This window comes from Polynucleobacter sp. MWH-Adler-W8 (assembly GCF_001889925.1).
Classification (GTDB): Bacteria; Pseudomonadota; Gammaproteobacteria; order Burkholderiales; family Burkholderiaceae; genus Polynucleobacter.
Genome location: NZ_LZFI01000003.1, coordinates 117,070 through 141,336, shown reverse-complemented (window position 1 = coordinate 141,336; position 24,267 = coordinate 117,070). Strand labels below are relative to the sequence as shown.

At 46.8% G+C, this 24,267-nt stretch carries 25 protein-coding genes and 1 tRNA gene; 16 read left to right on the top strand and 10 right to left on the bottom strand.

Annotation, left to right across the window (positions count from 1 at the left end):
• Positions 1-36 precede the first annotated feature (36 nt).
• Both ssb and AOC28_RS04145 read right to left on the bottom strand, forming a co-directional pair.
• Positions 37-492 (bottom strand): single-stranded DNA-binding protein, encoded by a 456-nt coding sequence (gene ssb, locus AOC28_RS04150; protein WP_072582708.1) that lies wholly within the window; start codon positions 490-492, stop codon positions 37-39.
• Between the two features lie 81 nt (positions 493-573).
• Positions 574-1,758 (bottom strand): MFS transporter, encoded by a 1,185-nt coding sequence (locus tag AOC28_RS04145; RefSeq protein ID WP_072582707.1) that lies wholly within the window; start codon positions 1,756-1,758, stop codon positions 574-576.
• 37 nt (positions 1,759-1,795) lie between these two features.
• Here AOC28_RS04145 and uvrA point away from each other — a divergent pair, with 37 nt between their 5' ends.
• Positions 1,796-4,696 carry an excinuclease ABC subunit UvrA gene (gene uvrA / locus AOC28_RS04140; RefSeq protein ID WP_072582706.1) on the top strand — a complete coding sequence of 967 codons (2,901 nt, stop codon included), beginning with the start codon at positions 1,796-1,798 and terminating at the stop codon, positions 4,694-4,696.
• A 34-nt stretch (positions 4,697-4,730) separates the two neighbouring features.
• Here uvrA and AOC28_RS04135 read toward each other — a convergent pair whose 3' ends face one another.
• The gene (locus AOC28_RS04135) at positions 4,731-6,713 is read right to left on the bottom strand and encodes a monovalent cation:proton antiporter family protein (protein ID WP_072582705.1); all 1,983 of its coding nucleotides are present in this window, start codon (positions 6,711-6,713) and stop codon (positions 4,731-4,733) included.
• An 11-nt stretch (positions 6,714-6,724) separates the two neighbouring features.
• Here AOC28_RS04135 and AOC28_RS04130 point away from each other — a divergent pair, with 11 nt between their 5' ends.
• From AOC28_RS04130 to rapZ, 9 genes are all read left to right on the top strand, one after another.
• Entirely contained in the window at positions 6,725-7,717 is a 993-nt protein-coding gene (locus AOC28_RS04130; RefSeq protein ID WP_072582704.1) for a KpsF/GutQ family sugar-phosphate isomerase, read from the top strand.
• Between the two features lie 28 nt (positions 7,718-7,745).
• Entirely contained in the window at positions 7,746-8,318 is a 573-nt protein-coding gene (locus tag AOC28_RS04125; RefSeq protein WP_072582703.1) for an HAD hydrolase family protein, read from the top strand.
• Between the two features lie 3 nt (positions 8,319-8,321).
• Positions 8,322-8,963, top strand: a complete 642-nt coding sequence (lptC, locus tag AOC28_RS04120) for an LPS export ABC transporter periplasmic protein LptC (RefSeq protein ID WP_072582702.1) — start codon at positions 8,322-8,324, stop codon at positions 8,961-8,963.
• A gap of 10 nt (positions 8,964-8,973) precedes the next feature.
• The gene (gene lptA, locus AOC28_RS04115) at positions 8,974-9,528 is read left to right on the top strand and encodes a lipopolysaccharide transport periplasmic protein LptA (RefSeq protein WP_072582894.1); all 555 of its coding nucleotides are present in this window, start codon (positions 8,974-8,976) and stop codon (positions 9,526-9,528) included.
• Positions 9,525-10,292, top strand: coding sequence for an LPS export ABC transporter ATP-binding protein (gene lptB / locus AOC28_RS04110; protein ID WP_072582701.1), 768 nt, complete (start codon positions 9,525-9,527; stop codon positions 10,290-10,292). Before lptA ends, lptB begins: the two co-directional genes overlap by 4 nt.
• A gap of 193 nt (positions 10,293-10,485) precedes the next feature.
• Positions 10,486-10,809, top strand: a complete 324-nt coding sequence (gene raiA, locus AOC28_RS04105; RefSeq protein ID WP_072582700.1) for a ribosome-associated translation inhibitor RaiA — start codon at positions 10,486-10,488, stop codon at positions 10,807-10,809.
• Positions 10,810-10,842: 33 nt separating this feature from the next.
• On the top strand, positions 10,843-11,304 hold the full coding sequence (locus AOC28_RS04100) for a PTS sugar transporter subunit IIA (protein WP_072582699.1): 462 nt from the start codon (positions 10,843-10,845) through the stop codon (positions 11,302-11,304).
• Positions 11,301-12,287 carry an HPr(Ser) kinase/phosphatase gene (gene hprK, locus AOC28_RS04095; RefSeq protein ID WP_072582698.1) on the top strand — a complete coding sequence of 329 codons (987 nt, stop codon included), beginning with the start codon at positions 11,301-11,303 and terminating at the stop codon, positions 12,285-12,287. Before AOC28_RS04100 ends, hprK begins: the two co-directional genes overlap by 4 nt.
• A 3-nt stretch (positions 12,288-12,290) precedes the next feature.
• Positions 12,291-13,181, top strand: coding sequence for an RNase adapter RapZ (rapZ, locus tag AOC28_RS04090; RefSeq protein WP_072582697.1), 891 nt, complete (start codon positions 12,291-12,293; stop codon positions 13,179-13,181).
• On the opposite strand, the gene mutY is transcribed toward rapZ, so the two are convergent.
• Both mutY and mutM read right to left on the bottom strand, forming a co-directional pair.
• The gene (gene mutY, locus AOC28_RS04085; protein ID WP_072582696.1) at positions 13,126-14,271 is read right to left on the bottom strand and encodes an A/G-specific adenine glycosylase; all 1,146 of its coding nucleotides are present in this window, start codon (positions 14,269-14,271) and stop codon (positions 13,126-13,128) included. The two genes, rapZ and mutY, sit on opposite strands and share 56 nt — an antisense overlap.
• A complete protein-coding gene (mutM, locus tag AOC28_RS04080) occupies positions 14,256-15,092 on the bottom strand; it encodes a bifunctional DNA-formamidopyrimidine glycosylase/DNA-(apurinic or apyrimidinic site) lyase (RefSeq protein WP_072582695.1) in 837 nt (278 codons plus the stop codon). The genes mutY and mutM overlap by 16 nt, the downstream gene beginning before the upstream one ends.
• A gap of 35 nt (positions 15,093-15,127) precedes the next feature.
• Here mutM and AOC28_RS04075 point away from each other — a divergent pair, with 35 nt between their 5' ends.
• The 6 genes from AOC28_RS04075 to pth all read left to right on the top strand — a co-directional run bounded on the left by AOC28_RS04075 (position 15,128) and on the right by pth (position 20,090).
• Positions 15,128-16,615: an outer membrane lipoprotein LolB gene (locus tag AOC28_RS04075; protein ID WP_072582694.1), complete on the top strand. Its 1,488-nt coding sequence runs from the start codon at positions 15,128-15,130 to the stop codon at positions 16,613-16,615.
• 11 nt (positions 16,616-16,626) lie between these two features.
• A complete protein-coding gene (gene ispE, locus AOC28_RS04070; RefSeq protein WP_072582693.1) occupies positions 16,627-17,505 on the top strand; it encodes a 4-(cytidine 5'-diphospho)-2-C-methyl-D-erythritol kinase in 879 nt (292 codons plus the stop codon).
• 5 nt (positions 17,506-17,510) lie between these two features.
• A tRNA-Gln gene (locus tag AOC28_RS04065) sits at positions 17,511-17,587 on the top strand.
• Between the two features lie 63 nt (positions 17,588-17,650).
• On the top strand, positions 17,651-18,607 hold the full coding sequence (locus AOC28_RS04060; RefSeq protein ID WP_192846852.1) for a ribose-phosphate pyrophosphokinase: 957 nt from the start codon (positions 17,651-17,653) through the stop codon (positions 18,605-18,607).
• 136 nt (positions 18,608-18,743) lie between these two features.
• Positions 18,744-19,388 carry a 50S ribosomal protein L25/general stress protein Ctc gene (locus AOC28_RS04055; protein ID WP_072582691.1) on the top strand — a complete coding sequence of 215 codons (645 nt, stop codon included), beginning with the start codon at positions 18,744-18,746 and terminating at the stop codon, positions 19,386-19,388.
• 111 nt (positions 19,389-19,499) lie between these two features.
• Complete coding sequence (gene pth / locus AOC28_RS04050) at positions 19,500-20,090, top strand: aminoacyl-tRNA hydrolase (RefSeq protein ID WP_072582690.1); 591 nt, start codon at positions 19,500-19,502, stop codon at positions 20,088-20,090.
• Positions 20,091-20,111: 21 nt separating this feature from the next.
• On the opposite strand, the gene AOC28_RS04045 is transcribed toward pth, so the two are convergent.
• The 5 genes from AOC28_RS04045 to AOC28_RS04025 are packed head-to-tail and all read right to left on the bottom strand — an operon-like array spanning position 20,112 to position 24,258.
• Positions 20,112-20,378 carry a YfhL family 4Fe-4S dicluster ferredoxin gene (locus tag AOC28_RS04045; RefSeq protein WP_072582689.1) on the bottom strand — a complete coding sequence of 89 codons (267 nt, stop codon included), beginning with the start codon at positions 20,376-20,378 and terminating at the stop codon, positions 20,112-20,114.
• 25 nt (positions 20,379-20,403) lie between these two features.
• Positions 20,404-20,901, bottom strand: a complete 498-nt coding sequence (coaD, locus tag AOC28_RS04040) for a pantetheine-phosphate adenylyltransferase (RefSeq protein ID WP_072582688.1) — start codon at positions 20,899-20,901, stop codon at positions 20,404-20,406.
• Positions 20,902-20,937: 36 nt separating this feature from the next.
• The gene (rsmD, locus tag AOC28_RS04035; protein WP_083564220.1) at positions 20,938-21,585 is read right to left on the bottom strand and encodes a 16S rRNA (guanine(966)-N(2))-methyltransferase RsmD; all 648 of its coding nucleotides are present in this window, start codon (positions 21,583-21,585) and stop codon (positions 20,938-20,940) included.
• On the bottom strand, positions 21,557-22,894 hold the full coding sequence (locus AOC28_RS04030) for a pitrilysin family protein (RefSeq protein ID WP_072582687.1): 1,338 nt from the start codon (positions 22,892-22,894) through the stop codon (positions 21,557-21,559). The genes rsmD and AOC28_RS04030 overlap by 29 nt, the downstream gene beginning before the upstream one ends.
• Entirely contained in the window at positions 22,894-24,258 is a 1,365-nt protein-coding gene (locus AOC28_RS04025; protein WP_072582686.1) for a pitrilysin family protein, read from the bottom strand. The genes AOC28_RS04030 and AOC28_RS04025 overlap by 1 nt, the downstream gene beginning before the upstream one ends.
• Between the last annotated feature and the right edge of the window lie 9 nt (positions 24,259-24,267).

Genomic DNA, 24,267 nt, shown 5'->3' with positions numbered 1-24,267 from the left:
CTCACCAGCTTATGACTAGCGAGTTTTTAGTAATACTTAAAACGGAATGTCGTCGTCCATTGCACCTAATGATGCAGCGTTTGATGGTGCTGGGGCAGACTGCTCAGCCGGCTTTGAACGGCTGTAGCTCTCGCCGCCATCACCGCTTCCGCCTACTGGCTTGCCACCAAGCATTTGCATTGTTTCTGCAACGATTTCTGTGGAATACTTTTCTTGGCCACTAGCGTCAGTCCATTTGCGTGTACGCAAACGACCTTCAACATAAACCTGTGAACCTTTTTTGAGGTACTGACCAGCGATTTCTGCAAGCTTGCCAAAGAATGCAACACGGTGCCATTCTGTGGTTTCTTTCATTTCGTTAGTTTGTTTGTCTTTGTAGCGATCAGATGTTGCTACTGAGATGTTTGTAACTGCGTCGCCACTTGGCATGTAACGCGTCTCTGGATCACGTCCTACGTTACCTACGATGATGACCTTATTTACCGAAGCCATGTTGTCTCCCGAAGAAAAATACTACCGTTATTACTACTAAAAAATAAACTGCTCGCTTTAATTTAATCTATGAAGCTGCGGTTATGTCACTGCGCTTACATCCCTAGAATCTGTTGCTCTCGTTGGCATTTCGCCCATCGACCAAGCAATTATAAGCCAGCAAACCAGGAGTGCTGCGCCCATGGCAAAGACCGATAAATCGCCATGGCTATCCATCAAATAGCCACCAATAACTGCTCCTGAGAACAGGCCAATGGATTGCGTAGTGTTGTAAACACCTAATGCAGTGCCCTTGGATTCTTTAGCAAAACGAGACACCAAAGAAGGTTGTAAGGCTTCGAGCAGATTGAAGCCTACAAAATAAACCAGCAATGCAGTTGCAATCGTCAACACTGAATTGGCTTGCGTAAAGATCAATTCTGCAACCAGCAATAAAACAATCGCGACTAATAAAATGGTTCTTAGCTTCTGCCTCTTTTCACCATAAATAATTGCGGGTGCCATGAAGACAAATGACAGAAGTACCACAGGAAGATAAATTTCCCAATGTGAAGAAAGTGGTAATCCTGCCTGCACTAATAATCTGGGTACTACCAAGAACATGGCGACTTGAGTTGCATGCAATACAAACACGCCAAGATTCAAACGCATCAACTCTGGACGAAAGAAAACTTCTTTTAATGAAGCCTGTTGAACTTTTGCTTCAGGCTTACTCGTAGGCAAAACATAATAGGTAACAAACATGGCAATCACACCTAACGCTGCCAGAACGATAAAAATTCCACTGAGACTAATCGCACGATAAATCGGAGCGGCAATTACTAAAGACAAAGCAAATGAGAGGGCAATACTGCCGCCTACCAATGCCATAGCTCGCGTGCGAACCTGCTCGCGAGTTAAATCCGCTACCCATGCAGAAATCGCTGCTGAGACGGCGCCAGCGCCCATGACTCCCCGGCCAATCGCAATCCAGAGCAAATCATCTTTGGCGGCACAAATTAAGGCTCCAGCCACAAACAGGGATAGACCCCATAAAACGACCGGTTTGCGCCCAATTCGGTCCGATAAACGGCCTAAAGGGATATAAAAACAGGCCTGCACAATATTAAAGATTCCGAGAGTCAAACCGACCCAAAGTGCGTGCTCACCACCCGGCAAGCCACGCGCATGGAGGCTAAAGATGGGCAATAGCAAGAATAGGCCCAGCATACGGAGGCCAAAGATGCCTGCTAAGGCCAGAGTGGAGCGAAGTTCAGAAGGATTCATGGGAAAGAGCTATATTAACAAGTTACGCTAAAAAATCATGAATAACGAAATCAAGATCCGCGGTGCCCGCACCCACAACCTCAAAAACATCAATCTAGACATCCCTAGAGAGAAACTCGTCGTACTTACCGGCTTATCTGGCTCAGGCAAAAGCTCATTGGCTTTTGACACTCTGTATGCAGAAGGTCAACGCCGCTACGTGGAATCTCTCTCAGCCTATGCCCGTCAATTTTTGCAACTCATGGAAAAGCCAGATGTCGATACGATTGAAGGCCTTTCTCCAGCGATTTCGATTGAGCAAAAAGCAACCAGCCATAACCCTCGCTCCACCGTGGGTACCGTTACTGAAATTCACGATTACTTGCGATTGCTATTTGCACGCGCAGGCACGCCACATTGCCCAGACCACGATCTGCCTTTAGAAGCACAAAGCGTTGCTCAAATGGTCGATACCGTGTTGTCGATGCCTGAAGATACGAAGTTGATGATTTTGGCTCCAGTCGTGAGCGAGCGCAAAGGTGAATTTGTTGATCTCTTTCAAGACCTGCAAGCACAAGGCTTTGTGCGCTTCCGTGTACGTTCTGGTGGCGGCACAGCAAACGTAGCAAAAGCAGAAATTTTTGAAGTGGATCAATTGCCAACGCTCAAAAAGAACGATAAGCATTCAATTGAAGTGGTGGTTGATCGCATCAAGGTACGTCCCGATATTCAGCAACGTTTGGCAGAATCTTTTGAAACAGCCTTACGTTTGGCGGATGGCAAAGCCATGATCGTCGACATGGACACCGGCAAGGAGATGATTTTCTCCAGCAAGTTTGCTTGCCCAGTTTGCTCATACTCCTTACAAGAATTAGAGCCGCGCCTCTTCTCCTTTAATAACCCGATGGGCGCCTGCCCGTCATGTGATGGCCTAGGTCACCAGTCTTTCTTTGACCCTAAGCGTATCGTTGCGCACCCTGATTTATCGCTCGCTTCAGGCGCTATTAAAGGCTGGGATCGCCGCAATCAGTTCTACTTCAAACTCCTTCAGACCCTGGCTAAGCATGGCGGCTTTGATGTGGAGAAGCCATTTGAGACGCTCAACAAAAAGCAGCAAGATCTGATTCTCTTGGGATCTGGTGATGTCACCATTCCTTTCGAGTACATCAATGAGCGTGGCAAGAACAGCATTCGCGAACATGCTTTCGAAGGCATTGTTGCCAACTTTGAAAGACGCTATCGCGAAACCGATTCCATGACAGTTCGTGAAGAATTATCACGCTATCAAAATGTTCAAACCTGCCCAGAATGTAACGGCAGCCGTTTGCGCAAAGAAGCGCGCTTTGTCAAAGTGGGTGAGAAGAAACAATCGCGTGCCATCTATGAAATTAGTGCCCTACCACTCAAAGAGGCCAAAGAATATTTTGAAACACTGGAACTCAAAGGCGCTAAACGAGAAATCGCTGACAAGATCGTCAAAGAGATTGGCGCACGTTTACGCTTCTTAAATGACGTAGGCCTAGATTACCTTTCCCTCGAGCGCAGTGCTGACACTCTTTCTGGTGGAGAAGCCCAGCGTATTCGCCTGGCAAGTCAGATTGGCTCTGGCCTAACAGGGGTAATGTATGTATTGGATGAACCCTCTATTGGCCTGCATCAACGCGATAACGATCGCCTGATTGGCACCCTGAAGCACCTGCGTGATTTAGGTAATAGTGTTTTAGTTGTTGAGCATGATGAAGATATGATTCGCGCCTCTGACTGGGTTATTGATATCGGTCCTGGTGCTGGCGTTCATGGTGGCGAAGTAGTAGCTCAAGGCACACCTGCCGAAGTAGAAGCAAACCCGAATTCCTTAACTGGTGCCTACCTTGCCGGCCGTGAAGCAATTGCGGTTCCAGAAAAACGTATTCCTGTAAATGATCGCTTTTTAGAAATCATTGGTGCGCGCGGCAATAACTTGCAATCTGTTCATGCAAAAATCCCCGTTGGTTTGTTAACTTGCGTGACTGGTGTATCAGGCTCTGGTAAATCCACCTTAATTAATGACACCCTGCATCATGCTGTTGCTCAACACCTCTATGGTTCTAATGCAGAGCCTGCAGCACACGATGCAATGAAGGGTCTAGAGCATTTCGATAAAGTCATTAGTGTTGACCAATCCCCGATTGGTAGAACGCCGCGCTCTAACCCTGCTACCTACACGGGACTATTTACCCCGATTAGAGAACTCTTCGCAGGCGTTCCTGCATCACGTGAACGGGGCTATGAAGCAGGTCGCTTCTCCTTTAACGTGAAGGGCGGTCGCTGTGATTCTTGTGAGGGTGATGGCGTCCTCAAAGTAGAGATGCACTTCCTACCAGATGTCTATGTTCCTTGTGACGTTTGTCACGGCAAGCGCTACAACCGTGAGACTTTAGATATTCGCTACAAGGGTAAGAATATTCATGAAGTACTCTCGATGACAATCGAACAAGCCCATGAGTTCTTTGAAGCGGTACCCGTTGTTAAGCGCAAACTCAAAACATTGCTGGACGTAGGCCTGGGCTATGTGAAGCTTGGACAAAGTGCAACTACTTTATCCGGCGGTGAAGCACAACGCGTAAAACTCTCTCTTGAACTCTCCAAGCGTGACACCGGAAGAACCCTATACATCTTGGACGAGCCAACTACTGGTTTGCATTTCCACGATATTCAGTTGTTGCTAACTGTGATTCAAACACTCAAGAAACAAGGCAATACGATTGTCATCATTGAGCACAACCTTGATGTGATTAAGACTGCGGATTGGATTATTGACTTAGGGCCTAAGGGCGGCGCCGGTGGTGGGCAAATCATTGCTACCGGCACACCAGAAGACGTCGCGAAAAATGAATTGAGTTTTACAGGTCATTACTTAGCACCATTGCTAACTCGCAAAGCGCCTACTCCTGTAGCCGGTAAAAAGAAAAGTAAGTAAAGCAATAAAAGCGCGCAGCGCTATTAGATTGATCTCAGAGTAATTTAGCTTCAGCCAAATCGGTTGCCTCTGAATTGCCTGAGATCACCAAAATGTCGTTGGCCTCAAGCTTGAGATCCGGAATGGGGTCCAACTTCACATAATCTGCGTTTCGACCCTTGCGACGTACTGCCTGAACATTGACACCTTCTTTCTCTAGGTCAAGCTCGCCTAAAGCTTTACCAATCGCTTTTGACTGGGGCAGCAGCGTAATGGCATGTAAACGCCAAGATTCATTGGAGCCAAAGTCATCGTCCGCAGATCCGCGGAAGTAGCCCCTCAATAGGCTGTAGCGCTCTTCCCTTGCTGTTGTGATGCGTCTCACTACCTTACGCATTGGCACACCCATGATCAATAGAACATGGGAGGCGATCATTAAGCTACCTTCAATGAGTTCGGGCACGACCTCAGTAGCTCCAGCTGCCTGCAACTTGGCGATATCCGCATCATCTCTAGTACGCACCAATACCGTCATACCAGGACGTAAGCGCTCTACCTGACGCAAGACTCGCATACTTGCTGCGGTATCGGCATAAGTAATCACGACCGCCTTTGCCCTTGAAAGGCCAGCAGCTACTAAATAGTTTTCACGACTAGCGTCGCCATAAACTACATTGTCGCCAGCAGCCGCAGCTTCTTTAACGCGATCAGGATCTAAATCCAAGGCAATGTATGGAATTTTTTCTTGATCAAGCATGCGGGCCAAACTTTGACCTGAACGACCGAAGCCACAAATGACCACATGGTTTTCATTACGAACACTCTTGGAAGCAACACGAGTTAATGCAAGCGATTGCAGCAACCATTCGTTACTGGCAAAACGCATCGCAATGCGATCGCTATATTCAATGAGAAATGGTGCGCAGAACATGGAGATCAACATCGCTGCCAATACTGCTTGACTCAAGGTGGGATCAATTAGATCCAGGCCATCAATTTGATTGAGCAAAACAAAGCCGAATTCACCTGCTTGAGCTAAGCACAAGCCCGTTCTAATGGAGATGCCAGGACTAGAGCCAAAGCTCCGTGATAGCAAAGCAATAAGGCCAAACTTGAAGATGAGTGGGCCAACGAGTAAAACCAAAACCAATATCCACTGCTCACGAATGACGTTGAAATCGAGCAACATGCCAATCGTCACAAAGAAGAGGCCGAGCAAAACATCGCGAAACGGCTTGATATCCTCTTCCACTTGATGGCGGTAAGGCGTTTCAGAAATCAACATGCCAGCTAAGAACGCACCAAGCGCTAGCGACAAACCAAAGTGCTCGGTAAGCGCCGCCATACCCAAAACAATCAACAACAGATTGAGCATGAACAACTCTTGTGAGCGCAACTTAGCAACCAACTTAAACCAATGGCTCATCAAGCTTTGGCCAATGAAGAAAATCAATACCAAGGCGATGGTGATTTTGATAGACGCTGCAGTTAACGCAACGAACAAATCGGAAGGATTTTTCCCGAGCGATGGTAATAGGATCAACAGGAAGACCACTGCTAAATCCTGGAATAACAAAATACCCACGACATTGCGACCATGCTCTGTCTCTAATTCAGCGCGATCAGAAATCAGCTTGGTCACAATTGCAGTTGATGACATTGCCAGCGCACCACCTAAGGCGATCGCAGCATGCCAAGAGATGGGATAAATCCAATTCATTAGCAAACTGGCGGGGATTGCTAAAAGCATTGTCAGAATGACTTGACTGCCACCAAGGCCAAATACGATCGATCGCATTGCCCTTAATTTATGCAGGTTGAATTCCAAGCCAATCGAGAACATCAAGAAAACCACGCCAAATTCAGCCAAATACTTCACTGTGGCTGAATCATTCGCCAAGCCCAGGGCATTAGGCCCAATCAGCACGCCAATGGCCAAATAGCCCAAAATGGGGGGTAAGCCAAAATAGCGGAAAATAACCACTCCGGCCACACCCGAGGCCAGGAGAATGAGGGTTAATTGAAGGACTGACGGCATATACTTACTTGATGATAGCTAAGACTCGTGAACGTACCCTAAAGCTTGCGCGCGACACCCTCACTATTGAGGCTGCTGCACTGCAAACTATGCGTGATCGCCTTGAGGGCGCTAATGCTGATGCCCTCGTCCTGGCGGTTGAGCTTTTACATGGCTGCAAAGGCAGAATCGTCGTTTCTGGAATCGGCAAATCGGGCCATATTGCCCGCAAAATTGCAGCCACCTTTGCCTCCACAGGATCCCCGGCATTTTTTGTTCATCCCGCTGAAGCCAGCCACGGAGACTTAGGCATGGTTACTAGAGATGATGTTTTTGTCGCCCTTTCTAATTCCGGCGAGACAGATGAGCTTTTGACTATCGTGCCAATCGTAAAACGCACTGGCGCAAAACTTATCGCTCTCACTGGCGCTCCAAATTCCTCTCTTGCCAAATTGGCAGACGCGCATTTAGATACCAGTGTTGAAAAAGAGGCGTGTCCATTGAATCTGGCGCCTACAACTAGCACTACTGCTGCACTAGCCATGGGCGATGCACTAGCTGTTGCCTTACTAGATGCACGCGGCTTTGAAGCTGAAGACTTTATTCGCTCTCATCCTGGTGGCAGACTAGGTCGCAAGCAATTAATGCATGTCAGCGAAGTAATGCGTAGCCTTGCAGACACGCCTAAGATCTCCATTGATGCGTCTCTACAAGATGCCTTGTTAGAGATGACCTCGAAGCGCATGGGTATGGTGGTTATCCTAGATGCCAACAACAAAGTATTTGGTATATTGACTGACGGTGACTTGCGTCGCCTTTTGGAAAAAAATACCGACCTCGGAGGCATCAAACTGAAGAGTGCGACCACTGCCGATCCTCGTACCATTCCAGCAGAGTTACTTGCTGAAGAAGCGATCGAGATGATGGAGAAACATCGCATCAATCATTTAGTGGTGACAGATAACCAAGGTCATTTGTTGGGCGCATTAAATCTACATGATTTATTTGCAGCCAAAGTCATTTAATTTCCATTCGTAATCGAGTTTCCCTTTCATGCCTAGTGCTTTCAATACTCACAAGACCAACCCTCTAGCTCAATACCCACAGGCCTGGGAGCGCGCAGGCAAAGTGAGGCTTTTGGTATTGGATGTTGATGGCGTATTAACAAATGGACAAGTTTGGATTGGTTCTGATGGCAAAGAATCTTTAAAGGCCTTTGATATTCAAGATGGCTTAGGCATCAAATTATTAGAGCAATGCGGCATTCCGACTGCCATCATTACCGGCAGAAATTCTAAAATGGTTTTGGCACGCTGTGAAGAGCTTGGTATTAAACATATTCACATGGGTGTTGAAAACAAAGCTATTGCCCTGAAAGAAGTTCTTCAATCTCTGGGGCTGACTGCGGCTGACTGCGCTGTTATGGGTGACGATTGGCCAGACATGCAAATGATGAAAAATGCAGGCTTTCGAATTTGCCCGGCACAAGGTCATGAAGCTGTCCAAGAATTTTCCCACTTGGTGACGACACGCAATGGTGGTAATAGTGCGGTACGTGAAGTATGCGACCTGATTCTTAAAGCACAGAATCGCTATGAAGAATTACTTCTTAAGGCTCGTAGCTAAGCAATGCAGTTAAAGCCTCAGCAAATTAAAGTGGGCATCGGTCGCGCTCTGTTGCGCCTGCTGCCCTTGATTTTGATGGGGGCACTCACGCTGGCTACTTTTTGGCTGGTCGAAAAAAATACTCCGCCAGAAAAATCTCCTTTAGAACGCGTGCGCCTGCATGAGCCTGACTACACCATCAAAGATGGTGCACTATCCGCTCTTAATGAATTGGGCAATACTAAATACAGAGTGTTGGGCGTCAAAGTCACACACTATGATGACGATGCCTCTATCGATATCCTGACACCGCGCATGCGCCTGTTCCAGGCTGAGAAAGCGCCTGTAACCGTGAAGTCGGATACCGGACATCTCGATGGTGATCTCACCATCCTTGATTTATACGATAACGCCAGCATCTTTCGCCCAGCTCAAGAAGCGACTGCATCACAGCCAGCAACTTTAAGAATGTTGGCCAGCTCAAGCTACTTCAAAGTGCTCATTAACGATGACATTATTGAAACCGATCGGCCAATTACCCTTGAGCAGGGCATGTCGATTATGAATTCCACTGAAGGTGGTGTGTTTAACAACGTCGAACAAAGTATGGTGCTCACCGGCCAAGTTAAAGGACGTATTGAGCGCGCCCCACGGAGCCACCAATAAAATGGTGTCAATGAAAATTTTATTGGTTCGCCTTGCGCTCCTAAGCTTTGGGCTCTCCCTTGCATCTTTGTCGTTCGCAGAAAAAGCAGACCAAGACAAACCAGTCATTCTGGAAGCAGAAAAAGTTTCTGTAAACGACGTTAAGCAAATCTATGACCTCAATGGTCAGGTGCTACTGATCAAAGGCAGCATTATTGTTACAGGTGAGGATGGCCACATTGAAGTGGATCCTCAGGGTTATGAGTTTGTCGATGTCGTGGGTACTCCGGAAACGGTTGCAAGCTTTAGACAACGTCGCGAAGGTCTTGCGGATGAGTTCATGCAAGGACGCGGCGCCCAGGTTACCTATGATGCCAAGACAGAATTTCTGACGTTGACAGGCGATGCCAGCTTGAAGCGCTTGCTCAATATGCAAATGCTTGATCAATTAAAGGGCTGGAAAATTGAGTACGATGATGTAAAGCAGTACTATCATGTCACACCTCCTAAAGATGCAAAACCGGATGATCTGCCCTTAGCAAGAGCCATCCTTTCACCAAGACGAAAAGCAACCCTAGAGAAATGACAGCGGATTTAGCCCACATCGATAATGCGCCCACACTAAGCGCCCATAACCTACAAAAACGGTATGGCTCAAGAACCGTGGTTCGTGATGTATCCGTACAAGTTAGATGTGGTGAAGTGGTAGGACTACTCGGCCCAAATGGAGCAGGCAAAACAACTTCGTTCTACATGATTGTTGGACTAGTCCCACTCGATGGTGGAAATATCGTTTTAGATGGCGCAGATATTACGCATTTACCGATTCATGAGCGCGCTCGAATGGGTCTCTCCTATCTGCCACAAGAAGCCTCTGTATTTAGAAAGCTCAACGTAGCTGAAAATATTCAGGCAGTCTTAGAGCTTCAAGCTCAAGGCGGCAAACCCCTTACTAAGGCCGAAATTGCTAACCGCCTTGATGAGCTCTTAGGCGAACTCCAAATCAGTCATCTGCGCAATAACCCAGCCCTCTCCCTATCGGGTGGTGAACGTAGGCGGGTAGAAATTGCGAGAGCTCTCGCTTCCCAGCCAAAATTTATCCTGCTAGATGAGCCCTTTGCTGGTGTAGACCCTATTGCTGTTGGGGAAATCCAGCGTATTGTTCGCTTCCTTCGGGACCGCCAAATTGGGGTACTGATTACCGACCACAACGTCCGCGAAACCCTAGGTATCTGTGACCATGCTTACATCATCAGTGAAGGTAGCGTATTGGCCGAAGGTAAGCCTGATCAGATTATTCAGAACGATGCCGTCCGCAGAGTCTATCTGGGCGAAAACTTCCGGATGTAAGTCAAACAAGGCTTCCTGCTTTTAAAGTAATAAAAATTGCACTTCCCTCTTGGTTTTCGGCAAATTCGCTGATACGCTGGAGGCTCATGGTTTATTTTCCAAAAAAAACAGCACAAAAAATTTCAGGGGCTTGCTGCGCACCCCGGGCATGACTATGCGCACGCATCTATAGCATCTATAAAAGGAGTCGCTAATGAATTTGAAAATTAATAGCCGTCACGTGGAAGTTACCCCTGCCATGCGCTCTCATCTTGAGGCGGGTCTAACCAAAATTCGTAAGCACTTCGATCACGTCATTGATGCGTCTGCCTTCCTGGTAGTAGATAAAGCCAAAGAGAAGGACCTGCGTCAAAGCGCCGAGATCACCATTCACCTTAAAGGGAAAGATCTGTTCGCTGAAGCACACAATGCTGACCTCTATCACGCTATGGATGCAGTGGTTGATAAGTTAGAGCGTCAAGTTGTCAAACACAAAGAAAAGATTCAAGATCATCACCACGAAAAGCATTTTGAGTGATCTAGTACGTCAGGACACCTATAATCAATTCACATGAATGCCCTGACCAATCTTTTTACTCCCGACTGCATTGCATTAGATATCCTCGCCACAAGCAGGGCTGATGCATTTGCAGCCGCTGGAGAACTATTTTCTAAACAAACAGGAATAGCAGCAAACTCCGTTATAGAGTTCCTCAATGCTCGTGAAGATTTAGGCTCTACCGCCCTCGGCGCTGGTGTAGCCATCCCTCACGGACGTGTGAAAGGCCTAAAGCAGCCAAGTGCCGCTTTTATGAGACTGCAAAACCCTATTGAGTTTGCAGCTCCGGATGGTGAAGCGGTTTCCATCTTGATTTTCTTGCTAGTCCCAGAAAAAGCCACCCAACAACATTTAGAAATTTTGTCTTCGATTGCTCAGTTGCTGTCGGATGCAGATGCTCGCGAGACCTTATCGTCTACTGCAGACCCCTTAAAGGTTTGCGAACTCTTACAACACTGGGGTACAGCAAAATGACTCAGCCATTACTCCTAGAAGGAGTAACTGCTCAGCAGATTTTTGATGACAATGTTTCAGAATTAAAGTTGTCTTGGATTGGCGGTCTTGAAGGTGCCGACCGCACCTTCCCTCCAGAAGCTGTAAAAATAGCTGCAGCCAGCTCCGACTTAGTAGGTCACTTAAACCTTATTCACCCAAGCCGTATTCAAATCTTCGGCGAACAAGAGGTTGAATATCACGCAGCTCTGGAGCCAAAACAAAGGCAAGAGCAAATTGCCAGTTTGATCTCCAAGATGCCTCCTTGTGTCATTGTGGCTGATGGTAAGAGTGCGGATCCAGACTTGCAACTATTCTGCCAGCGCTCCTCAACACCGCTATTCACCACCGCCATTTCTGCTGCGGAAGTGATTGATCATTTACGCACTTACTTAACCAAAATTGGTGCCCCTCAAATCACCATGCATGGTGTCTTCATGGACATTCTGGGCTTGGGTGTACTTCTTACTGGCGAATCTGGCCTAGGTAAAAGTGAATTAGGCCTCGAACTTATTTCTCGTGGACATGGATTGGTAGCCGATGATGCAGTTGACTTTGCACGTCTTGGACCTGATTACATTGAGGGTCGCTGCCCCGTCATCTTGCGCAACCTACTTGAGGTACGTGGACTGGGATTGCTCGATATTCGGACGATCTTTGGTGAAACAGCAGTGCGTCGTAAATTAAAACTACGCCTGATTGTTCAGCTAGTTCGCAGAACAGATGGCGAATTTGAGCGTCTACCCCTTGAGGCCCAGCATATCGACGTACTAGGCATCCCCATTCGTACGGTCAAAATTCAGGTGGCTGCAGGTCGCAACTTAGCCGTACTAGTTGAAGCTGCTGTACGCAATACCATTTTGCAATTGCGCGGTATCGATACCTTAAAAGAATTTATCGAGCGTCAACGTATTCAGATGAATGCGGAGTCAGAGTCATCAAAGTCCCAAGGACGCCTACTCTAAGCTATGCAGATCAATCTGATAACCGGAATATCAGGCTCAGGTAAATCAGTAGCCCTGAGGGCTTTTGAAGATGCTGGCTATGACTGCGTAGACAATCTTCCCGTCTCACTTCTCGAAAACCTCATCTCCACTCTTGAAAAAGAAAAGTGCGAACAAGTTGCGGTCGCCATAGATGCTCGTCGCGGACAATCTATTGCAAACTTGCCGTCCATTCTCGAGAATCTACGCAAAAATCATCAGGTCAGAGTGGTATTCCTGAATGCCGATACCAATACTTTGGTGCAACGCTTTTCAGAAACCCGTCGTCGCCACCCCTTATCTACTAATGGCAAACAATCTCAATCGGCAACTCTGATTGAGGCAATTGATAAAGAGCGTAATTTGCTCGAGCCCTTACGTGCCCAAGCGCACAGCATCGATACCAGCAACCTACCTGCTCATGCATTGCGTTCCTGGATTCAAGATCTCCTCAAAGACAAACCGGTAGGTCTCACAGTAGTTTTTGAGTCATTTGGTTTTAAAAAGGGCGTGCCCAGCGAAGCGGACTTAGTTTTTGATGTGCGTTGTCTACCAAACCCCCACTATGACAAAGCACTCAGACCACTGACCGGCAACGACAAGCCCGTTAAGGAATTTCTGGAAAAAATTCCAGAAGTCAGGGGCATGGAATCCGACATCACCCAATTCATTAACAAGTGGTTGCCCCATTACATTGCTGATGGTCGCAGTTATTTGACGGTTGCCATTGGTTGTACTGGCGGCCAACATCGCTCTGTCTATCTCGTAGGCCGCTTGAGCGAACACTTCCGCGCCCAAAAAGACCTCATGGACTTGCAGCTTAATTTTTTAGATCGTCACCGCGAACTAGATTCAATCCCTGCAGCAAAAGCTTAATCGGCTGCGGCAAGCCATGGCGCCCTAGCTGAGCCAAGGGGACCCACTTCAGATCTGGATTTAAAAAGACCAACTCTTTTGGAGCGCTTACCTGCCATATCTGCATCCACAATTTGCGGTGCGTAAAGACATGCTTAATTTCTTCGGCCTGCTTTATGGCTTTACAAGCTTTTGTAAGTGCTGCCGATTTTTCTTCGGGCAATGTAGCTGCCAATAATTCCTGTGGGCTTATCTCAACAACTTTTGCACGAGCTACCCTAGGGGTCCACGGTCCTTCAGGCAAAGACCATAGACCACCCCAAATGGCATTACTCGGGCGCTTTTGCAAGAGGATGGAGTTAGCCGAACGCATCAACAACATATTGCAATCAAATTCTGGGGATTTGGTCTTCTTGGTTTTTTGTGGAAGCAAAAGGACTTGACCGCTTAAATTGGCTTGGCAGTCTTTTGTGAATGGGCATTTTTTTTCCGATCCCAAACAGACTGGTTTGCGTGATGTGCACCAAGTTGCGCCAAAGTCCATCAGTGCCTGAGTGTAAACCGGCATATCCGTAGGTTTAGATGGCAGCAAATCCGTTGCTAAATCCCATAGACGATCATTGACCCTCTTATCCTGTATTGCGCCTTCAATTGCAAATAAACGCGCCAGAATACGTTTCACATTCGCATCCAAAATAGGTGCTCGCTCATGAAAAGCAAATGCAGCGATTGCGCCAGCTGTAGATCGCCCAATCCCTTTTAATTGCTCAAGCAAAATGGGGTCACTTGGGAACTTGCCGCCGAACTCTGTCATGACCTGCTTTGCGCAAACATGTAGATTTCTCGCGCGCGAGTAATACCCTAATCCCGCCCACTCAGCCAATACCTCGTCGATATCAGCAGCGGCTAATTTTTTAACCGTTGGAAAGCGTTTCATAAAACGTGGGTAGCGCTCAAGGACCGTAGCCACTTGAGTTTGTTGCAACATGATTTCTGAAACCCACACTGCATAAGGGTCTCGATTACCTTGCCAAGGCAAACCTGAGCGCCCACTGATCGCATGCCAAGCAACAAGCTTTGATGCAAATGTGTTGATCAGCGTTTTTGACATTGAGTACAAAAATAAGTGGAGCGCTGGCCCTGCACTATCTGACTAATAGGCGACTTACACACCTTACATGGCAAGCCTTTGCGGTCATAGACCTTGGTTTGGACCATAAAGTGCCCAGGATCACCATCGCTATTTACAAAATCTTTCAAACTACTACCGCCAGCTGCAATAGCTTTTTTCAAAATCAATCTCACCGCTTCAGCCAAACGAGAACATTGCGGACGTGTGAGCTTTCCTGCAGCTTTAGCTGGATGAATACCCGCCTCAAATAAACTTTCAGAACAATAAATATTGCCAACACCGACAACCGCTTGCCCTGCCAAAAGAAACTGCTTCACAGCAACACTGCGTTTGCGGGATTTTTGATACAAAATATCCGCGCCCAGCTCACCCGCAAACTCCGGAGAAAATGGCTCAACGCCTAACTTTTGCAAAAGCGCAAATGCTTCAATGGGACCTTTTGATTTGGGATGCCATAAAACGGCACCAAATTTTCGTGGGTCATGCAAACGCAAGCTGAACTTACCGAACTCTAGCGTCACGCGATCATGAATCTTGAGGGGGTCCGAACCTGGGAGTACACGCAAAGTTCCCGTCATCCCCAAATGAATCAGCAAGTAGCCCGTATCCATTTCTAATAAAAGATACTTCCCACGCCTCTCAATGGCATGCACTGTTTGCCCAGGCAAGCTTTTAGAGAGGTTGGCGGGCACTGGCCAACGCAAGCGTCCATCAATAATCTTGACGGCACTGACCTTGCGCCCCTCCAGATGGGGGGCGATTCCTAATCGGGTGACTTCTACTTCTGGAAGTTCTGGCATAAATGGATTGTAGATTCGCGGATTAGAATGTGCTTATGAGTAAATTCACACTGAAACCTCTTTTAAAGGGTTTATTCCTGGCGGCCCTCACTGGTGGAGTCATTTCATCAGCCCATGCCCAAACCCAGGCAAATGGATTGCAAACTGGCGAAGCGGTGTTTGAGGTGCTCGCCTCCGAAATCGCCCTTCAGCGGGGTGAGGCTGGCTTGGCTTACAACACCTATCTGGAGATGGCGCGCCAATACCAGGACCCCAGGCTAGCCCAAAGAGCGATGGAAATTGCAATTGCTGGAGGATCCCCAAATTTAGCTATGCAAGCAGCAAAAACTTGGGATGAACTCTCTCCAGCTTCGGATACCAAACCTAAAGAAGTCCTGGTAACGCTATTGATCTTAAGTAATCGCTGGTCTGATGCTGTCAAGCCAGCAATTACTTTATTGCGCCAACAAACTCCCGCGGAACAAGAAAATACTCTTTTGCAATTACAAGCATTGCTTGCTAAAGCGAAAGATGAGTCCGATGCTTTACGCGCTTTTTATGAAATCGCATCTACCGTCAAGATTCCACTCAAAGATCCAGGCCTACTTTATACCTATGCCATGTCTGCTGAAAAAGTAGGTCATATAGATGTGATGGAAAAAACACTGCGTGACATTTTGCGCAAGAACCCAAACGATGTAAATTCTCTTAATGCCCTTGGCTATTCTTTAGCCGACCGCAATATGAAGTTACCTGAAGCATATGCGCTCATCAGTAAAGCGCATCAGCTGTCTCCAAAAGATAGTTTTATTTTGGACAGCTTGGGCTGGGTCAATTTTCGTCTAGGTAAAAATACCCTTGCATTAGAACAATTACAACAAGCATTTGCTATGAAACCAGAAGCGGATATTGCGGCTCATACTGGTGAAGTGTTATGGGTCATGAATCGCCGTGCGGAAGCTGAAGAGATGTGGCGCCAGGGACAAAAAATAGACGCTAATAATCCAACCCTGAAAGAAACTTTGCAACGCCTAAAGCCAGACTGGGCAACGGATGACCAAGCATCTAAGAACTCATGGGATGGGCGCTTTGCCGTCAAAGTCATCGGCTTAACTGAGTCACAAAACCAAGGTGGCTCTGGTGGTTTTACCTTGTCCCAAGAAGCATTAAAGGATGTTTTAGAAATACGCAATCCCATGGGTGGCTCGATTGCAAAAATTACTATTACGCCGGGTGAAGCCACACTCGAAAGTGATGGCAAAGTAGTTACTGCAGTTGATGCAGACACCTTATTGCAAAACACATTAGGCCTACCACTACCAGCGCGCGGATTATCAAACTGGTTAAGAGGCGAAGTGCGTCCTGGAAGCGAGGCAAGTGTTGATAGAGATGCAAATGGTCAAGTAAGCAAAATTAGTCAGGATGGCTGGGACTTGGTATATACCTGGAGCAATACCAATCGCCTCGAAAAGCTCACGATGACACGTACCTCGAATATCGGCTCGATTGATATACGTCTCGTGTTTGACCGCCCGAATGACTAAGCAAAATAATAATGGCGAAATCCGATTCTTTATTTCTTCGTTCGCCGGCTAAGCTCAATCTTTTTTTACACATCGTCGGACGTAGAGCAGATGGTTATCACTTACTCCAATCCGTCTTTCAACTGATTGACTGGTGTGACACCATCCACTTAAAAAGCATTGCTGAAAATGAAGTGCGCCGCATTAATCCCATTCCCGGAGTTCCGCCCGAGCAAGATTTGGTAGTTCGCGCAGCTAATTTACTAAAAGAATTTTGCAAGATTGAGGCTGGTGTTGAAATTAATCTTCACAAAGAAATCCCGATGGGTGCAGGTATGGGGGGTGGTTCCTCTGACGCAGCAACTATATTGATTGGTCTTAACGCCCTTTGGAATCTCAATCTCTCCAAAGAAATACTTTGCAACCTTGGGCTTCAGCTCGGTGCCGATGTCCCCTTCTTCATTTTTGGTCAAAATGCCTTTGTTGAAGGCATTGGGGAGAAAATTCAAGAAATTTCCCTCCAAACCCCTGATTTTTTGGTGATATTTCCCAATCAGGGCATCGCAACCGTAAGCATTTTTCAAGACCCGGAATTGACCCGAGATCACGCTCAGATTACAATTGATGGCTTTCTTGCATCGCCATTGTTATATCAATCGAATGATTGTCAGGCAGTAGCGACGCGGATTTGCCCAGAAGTGAAGCAAGCTTTGGATTGGATTACCCAGGCAGTACCGGGCTCACAGCCCCGAATGTCTGGTTCTGGAAGTAGCGTTTTTGCAGTCTTAGACTCTAAGACCGACACCGCAAAACTAGAAAATCTTCTACAAAATCTTCCTAAAGGGTGGGTAGGTCGGGTTGTTAGGGGGCTAAATAAAAATCCCGCTTACAATTTGATTTCTTCAGATTGACCTGTAGGGGAATCGCCAAGCTGGTTAAGGCACTGGATTTTGATTCCAGCATGCGAAGGTTCGAATCCTTCTTCCCCTGCCAAATACTGTAGAAACGATAAAGATAACCTTTTGACCCCACAAAACCCTTAAGACTATGTCCTCCATAAACGCAGATTTATTGACTCTTTTCACAGGCAACGCAAATCCCGTTTTGGCTGAGGCTGTAGCCAAAGAACTCAAACTCCCAATGGGAAAAGCCTTTGTTGGCCGATTCTCTGATGGTGAGATTCAAGTAGAAATTCAAGAGAACGTTCGCGGCAAAAATGTCGTGGTGATCCAATCAACCTGCGCACCTACAAATGACAGCTTGATGGAACTCATGATCATGATTGATGCTCTGAAACGAGCATCTGCAAGCCGTATAACCGCAGTGATTCCTTACTTCGGTTATGCCCGTCAAGACCGCCGCCCTCGCTCTGCTCGCGTAGCTATTTCCGCTCGCATTGTGGCCAACATGCTTCAGTCAGTAGCTGGCATTGAGCGTGTTTTGACCATGGATCTGCATGCCGACCAAATTCAGGGTTTCTTCGATATCCCGGTAGACAACATTTATGCTTCTCCAGTTCTTTTGGCTGACTTAGAAGCGCAGAAAACTAAAAAAGATCTGATCATCGTGTCTCCAGACATTGGTGGTGTGGTTCGAGCCCGTGCAATGGCTAAGCAATTAGGCACTGATTTGGCAATTATTGATAAACGCCGTCCTAAAGCAAACGTATCCGAAGTAATGCACCTTATTGGCGAAGTAGAAGGCCGCCATTGCGTCATCATGGATGACATCATCGATACTGGTGGAACCCTCTGTAAAGCCGCTGAAGCGCTTAAAGAGCGTGGTGCTAAGGGCGTTACCGCTTACTGTACTCACGCCGTGCTCTCAGGCGGTGCTGTAGCTCGTATTGCTGCTTCTGAATTGGATGAGTTGGTTGTTACTGACACCATCCCCTTGACCGCAGAGGCCATGAAAGTATCCAAAATTCGCCAATTGAGCGTTGCTCCGATCCTCGCTGAAACCCTTTCCCGCATTAGCAAAGGTGATTCAGTGATGTCGATGTTTGCTGAATAAGCCAAAAATCACCGTTTTACCCTGGTTTTTGGCAGTTTTAAGCCTTTTGCAGGCAAAAACACCCTTTCCCACGATATAATCGAAGGCTTTTCTGTTTGGTCGCGAACGGAAATTAACCTTAAATAGGAAAATCATCATGAAAGTAGTTGCCTTTGAAAGAAGCGTACAGGGAACAGGTGCGAGCCGCCGTCTGCGCAATTCCGGAAAAACTCCGGGAATCGTTTACGGTAGTAAAGATCCAGCCTTGGTCATCGAGTTAGACCATAACGCGTTGTTCCATGCTCTCCGCAAGGAAGCATTTCACTCATCCATTTTGGATTTGGAAATTAGCGGTAAGACACAAAAAGTGTTGTTGCGCGATTACCAAATGCATCCATTCAAGCCATTGGTATTGCACATTGACTTCCAGCGCGTATCCGCGTCTGAGAAAGTTCATATGCGCGTTCCATTGCACTTCACTAATGCTGACACTTCAGCTGCTGTGAAATTGCAAGGTGCCGTTATTAGCCACATCCTTACTGAAATTGAAGTTTCTTGCTTGCCAGCAGACTTGCCAGAGTTCATTGAAGTGGACTTGGCGAAGATTGAAGTTGGTCATGGTATTCATGCTAAAGACATCGCATTGCCAAAAGGCGTTACTTTGGTATTACATGTTGAGCAAGAGAACCCAGTACTTGCTAACGCACGTATCCCAGCAGTTAAAGCTGCTGAGCCTACAGATGCGCCTGCTGCACCAGCAGCGGCTGCCCCTGCAGCTGAAGCGCCAAAGGATAAAGCTTAATTACTTAGCTCAATCGCTTGTACAAGAAGGCCTGCGCAAGCGGGCCTTTTTTATTGCCCCCAGTTTTCATTCTTTTTTGGCGAAATGCTTTTATATCTTTAAACTCTCAGCATGACTAAATTAATTGTTGGCCTGGGCAACCCTGGAGATGAGCATGAAGAAGATCGGCACAATGCTGGCTTCTGGTTTGTTGACGCAATGGCAAAACAACTAAGCACTCGTTTTGAATCTGAAAAACGCTTTCATGGCAAAGTGGCTAAAGCTAAATGGGAAGGCGAAGATCTTTACTTACTCAAGCCAAGCACTTACATGAACCTCAGTGGTCAATCTGTTGGCGCGCTATGCCGCTTTCACAAAATCACTCCTGCAGATATTTTGGTGGTCCAAGATGAGCTGGATTTAAAGCCTGGTACTGCACGCCTGAAGTTAGGTGGCGGCACTGGCGGCCACAATGGCTTGAAAGATATCCAAGCGCATTTAAGTACCCCAGATTATTGGCGCTTACGCTTAGGCATTGGCCACCCCAGAGATGCAGCTGGTGATGGACACCCTATGGATGTTGCAGATTATGTATTACGTAGACCTCAATTAGCCGAGCAAAAACTCATTGATGCCAGCATTGAAAATGGTCTGCAAATTTTGCCGCTCTTTTTAAAAGGCGACACTCAAACCGCCATGATGGAGTTGCACTCCAAGGGCTAAGTACTGAACCAAGCTGCTCAGTTAAGCTGTATTGGCTTTTTTGGCAGCAGTTAAAAGCGTGAACTTCATCATTAACTGCTCTTGAGTTTCGGTATGCTCAGGATTAAATGGAATGCAGTCGACTGGACAGACCTGGCGACATTGGGGGGCATCATAGTGACCTACGCATTCAGTACATTTATCAGGATTAATTTCATAAATCTCCAGACCCATGTAAATAGCATCATTCGGACACTCTGGCTCGCAGACATCGCAGTTGATGCATTCGTCCGTGATCATTAATGCCATGATTTACTCGCCAAATTTCATTTGGTCACTCTTTATTCTGAGTACCTGAAGCAATTTTCCTGACGAGCCATTTTTCCACTGATGGAAAAACAAACTTACTCACATCACCACCCATTGAAGCAATCTCACGTACGAAAGTACCTGAGATAAATTGATACTGATCGGATGGGGTTAAGAACAGCGTTTCGACATCAGGAAGCAGGTAACGATTCATACCTGCCATTTGGAACTCGTATTCAAAATCGGATACGGCGCGTAAACCCCGTACGATCACGCGCGCTTGATGCTCGCGTGCAAAATCTTTTAATAAGCCAGTAAAGCCAACGACTTTTACATTCGGATAGTGGCCAAGCACTTCCTTAGCGATAGCAATGCGCTCTTCTAAATTGAAGAATGGACGTTTGCTGCGACTGTCGGCAACACCCACAATCAACTCCGTAAAAATGCTCGATGCGCGGCGAACCAAGTCCTCGTGACCACGAGTAAATGGATCAAATGTTCCAGGGTATACGGCAACTGTCATAACGTTCCTAAGGCTTTATCGGCTACAGGCAAGAGTTTAGCCTCTTCCACTCCGAAATAGACAAGCTTTTACCTGTCCAGCCTCTAAGTATTTTCCACAATGCCAGTCCGGTAGTAGGGCCTCTACCTCCTCGCGTGGAAGACTAGAGGGAAATTCCACATAAATACCACCGCCTGCAGAGTCATCACACACCCTAGCTGCCTGGATAACGGCGCGATCTAATAAGCCCGAATCCTGAAATGGTGGATCAATAAAAATTAAATTGCTGGAACGATCTGCCTGCTGCTTCAGAAACTCAAGGCTATCTCGTTGCAAAATTTTTACGAGGCCGGCGGCCGGCGAAGACTGCAATAAAGCAAAATTGGCCGTTAAGTTTGCGCAAGCCCTTTTTTCTTTCTCAAGTAATACTACTAATGCAGCACCTCTTGATGCGGCCTCAAAACCCAAAGCACCGGTACCGGCAAAAAGATCTAGGCATCGTAAACCTGTTAAATCTTGTCCTAGCCAATTAAATAGCGTTTCCCGAATACGATCAGTTGTAGGGCGTAGGCCAGGAAGATCCAAAACCGTTAGCAAACGACTTCTCCAGTTGCCGCCAATAATCCGCACCTTCTTCGGCGGCTCAGTCTTTAGAGGCTTGTTTGCTTTATTGAGCTTATTTATTTTTTGCTCCCAATACAACAATCTTCATACGATCCATTGCAAGATATTTTTTGAATGCAGCATTTACCTGCTCTAAAGTTACCGCCTCAACTTGCTTAGTCCATACATCCATCGTATCGAGCGGCAGGTCATTCCATGCAATTGAAGAGACGTTATCCAACAACTTACGATTGTTATCAATCCGCAGCGGGTAACCATTTACTAAGTTTGCTTTAGCAGCCACAAGCTCAGATGGAGTAGGTCCATCAGCAATAAATTGAGCAGTGGTAGAACTCATCACCTCTAAAGCCAGCGCAGCCTGATCACTCTTGGTTTGTAGACCCGCTTGAAAAATGCCATTCTCTTTTCCAGGAATAAAGTAACTAAACACGCTGTATGCCAGACCGCGCTTCTCACGCACCTCAGCCATCAAGCGAGAGACAAAACCGCCCCCGCCTAAAACATAGTTACCAACCAGTAAGGGGAAGTAATCAGGGTTGTTGCGAGCAACCGCCGTCATCCCCATAGCAATGTGAGCCTGCTGAGAGTCAAAAGGAATTTGAATTTCTCTTTGCGCCAGAGGCTCTACGGGAGAGCGCTCGAGTTCAGGCAACTTTGCGATGGGCTGACCTGAAGCAGGAATCTGCTTTAACAAAGCTTTGACGATTTCTTCTGCTTGAGCGCGATCAATATCGCCAACAATACTCACAATCATGCGGTCACCGCGATAAAACTGCTTATGAAATTGCACCAAGTCATTCACGCTTACAGCAGCAACTGATTTCACTGTTGGCGAATCAGCTAGGGGATAGTTTCCATACACTGATTTTTTAAAACGACGTTCGAGAACAAACTCGGGCTTAGTTTCCGCCTCAAGCAAACTCGTTATCGTTCTTTGTTTCTCACGCTCAACAATTTTTGAATCGTAAGTCGGCGCGCTCAACATAGCAGCGGCTAGTTGTACCGCTCTATCGCGCAAGTCTTTTCGACTCAAACTGCGAATGCGCAAGATTGCTCGCTCGCCGCTCACAGATAAGCCAATATTAGCTCCAAGATCAGCGATTTCATCAGCTATTTGAGCTTCAGTGAGAACCCCTTTTTCGCTCTTCACCCCATAATTCATCAGGCCTGCAACCATATCGGCTAGGCCACTTTTGCCAGCAGGGTCGTGGCGATCGCCTGCATCAATGCTCACTTCAATGTCTACCATCGGCAGCGCTTTGGTTTGTACTAAATATGCCTTGGCGCCCTTATAAGAATCTAACTTCTCAATCGGCAAGATGGCGTGCGCGTTACTAAACAAGCAAAAAGTAAAGAGACAAACTGAAATACTCTTAACGAAGACATTCATCACTTGCTCTCCTTACCTGCAGTTTGACGCGCCTGAGGATCCAATACCGCAATCGTCAAACCCTCATCAACCAGATATTTTTTTGCAACTGCCTGCACTTGCTCAGGTGTAATGGTTTGCATTTTCTCTAGCATGTAATCGATGTCCTTCCAAGAAAATCCTGCCATCTCTGTACTACCAATTTCCATTGCTTGACCAAAGATAGAGTCGCGCTTATAGATTTGCTCAGACAGAATGCGTACCTTAATTCTCTTGAGTTCAGACTCCAGAATCCCTTTTTGCTTTAATTCGTCAAGCGCCTTGCGGATGCTTACCTGAGCCTGATCGACTGTTTTTCCTTTAGCCATCGTGGCGCTAATTAAGAATAGTTCTGGCCCACGAGAAATCATGTCGTAGCCAACACCCACATCATTCACTACTTTTTCCTGCTTAACGAGAGTGCGATTTAAGCGGGCATTGTCATAGCCATCCAGCACTGCTGTCAGAAGCTCTAAGGCATATGGCTCGGGGTCATCCAGCTTGCCAGGCTCGAGACGGGGCACCTTCCAAGCCATGGCCAATTGAGCGCTATCAGCTGGCGCCTTTACCTGAACCTGCTTAATCCCTTTTTGAGGCGACTCAATTTGTGGCTTACGCACTGGTAACTCATGGGCAGCGGCAGCGCCGTAATACCTCTCTGCCATATTCAACACTTTTTTAGCATCCACATCACCGCTGATGACTACGGTTGCATTGTTTGGCTTATACCAACTGCGATACCAATCTCGCGCATCGGATGCTTTCATATTCTCTAAGTCATTCATCCAACCAATGACCGGATGGCGATATGGGGAGCTCATATAAGCAGTTGCCATTAATGATTCGTTGAGCAAACTACTAGGATTGTCTTCTGTTCGTAAACGGCGCTCTTCCATGATGACCTGAATTTCTTTTAAGAATTCTGCATCATCAAAATTGAGGTTAGACATACGATCCGCTTCAAGCTTGATCACGTCTTCTAATTTTGATTTTTCAACTTGCTGAAAATAAGCGGTGTAATCGCGCGAGGTAAATGCATTCTCGCGCCCACCGACCGCGGCTACCAAGCGAGAAAATTCGCCTGCCTTCACTTTGTCGGTACCCTTAAACATCATGTGTTCAAGCACGTGTGCAACGCCCGTCTTCCCATTGACCTCATCCATTGATCCAGCACGATACCAAGCCATATGAGCTACCGTTGGCGCACGATGATCTTCCCTGACAATCAATTTGAGGCCATTGCTCAACTGATACTCATGCGTATCCTCTGAATCAGGACCAGCAGCCCAAGTAAGTTGACTAAATACAAAGAATAAAAAGGAAATTCGAAGTAAATTGGAAAGCATCTGCTAAAT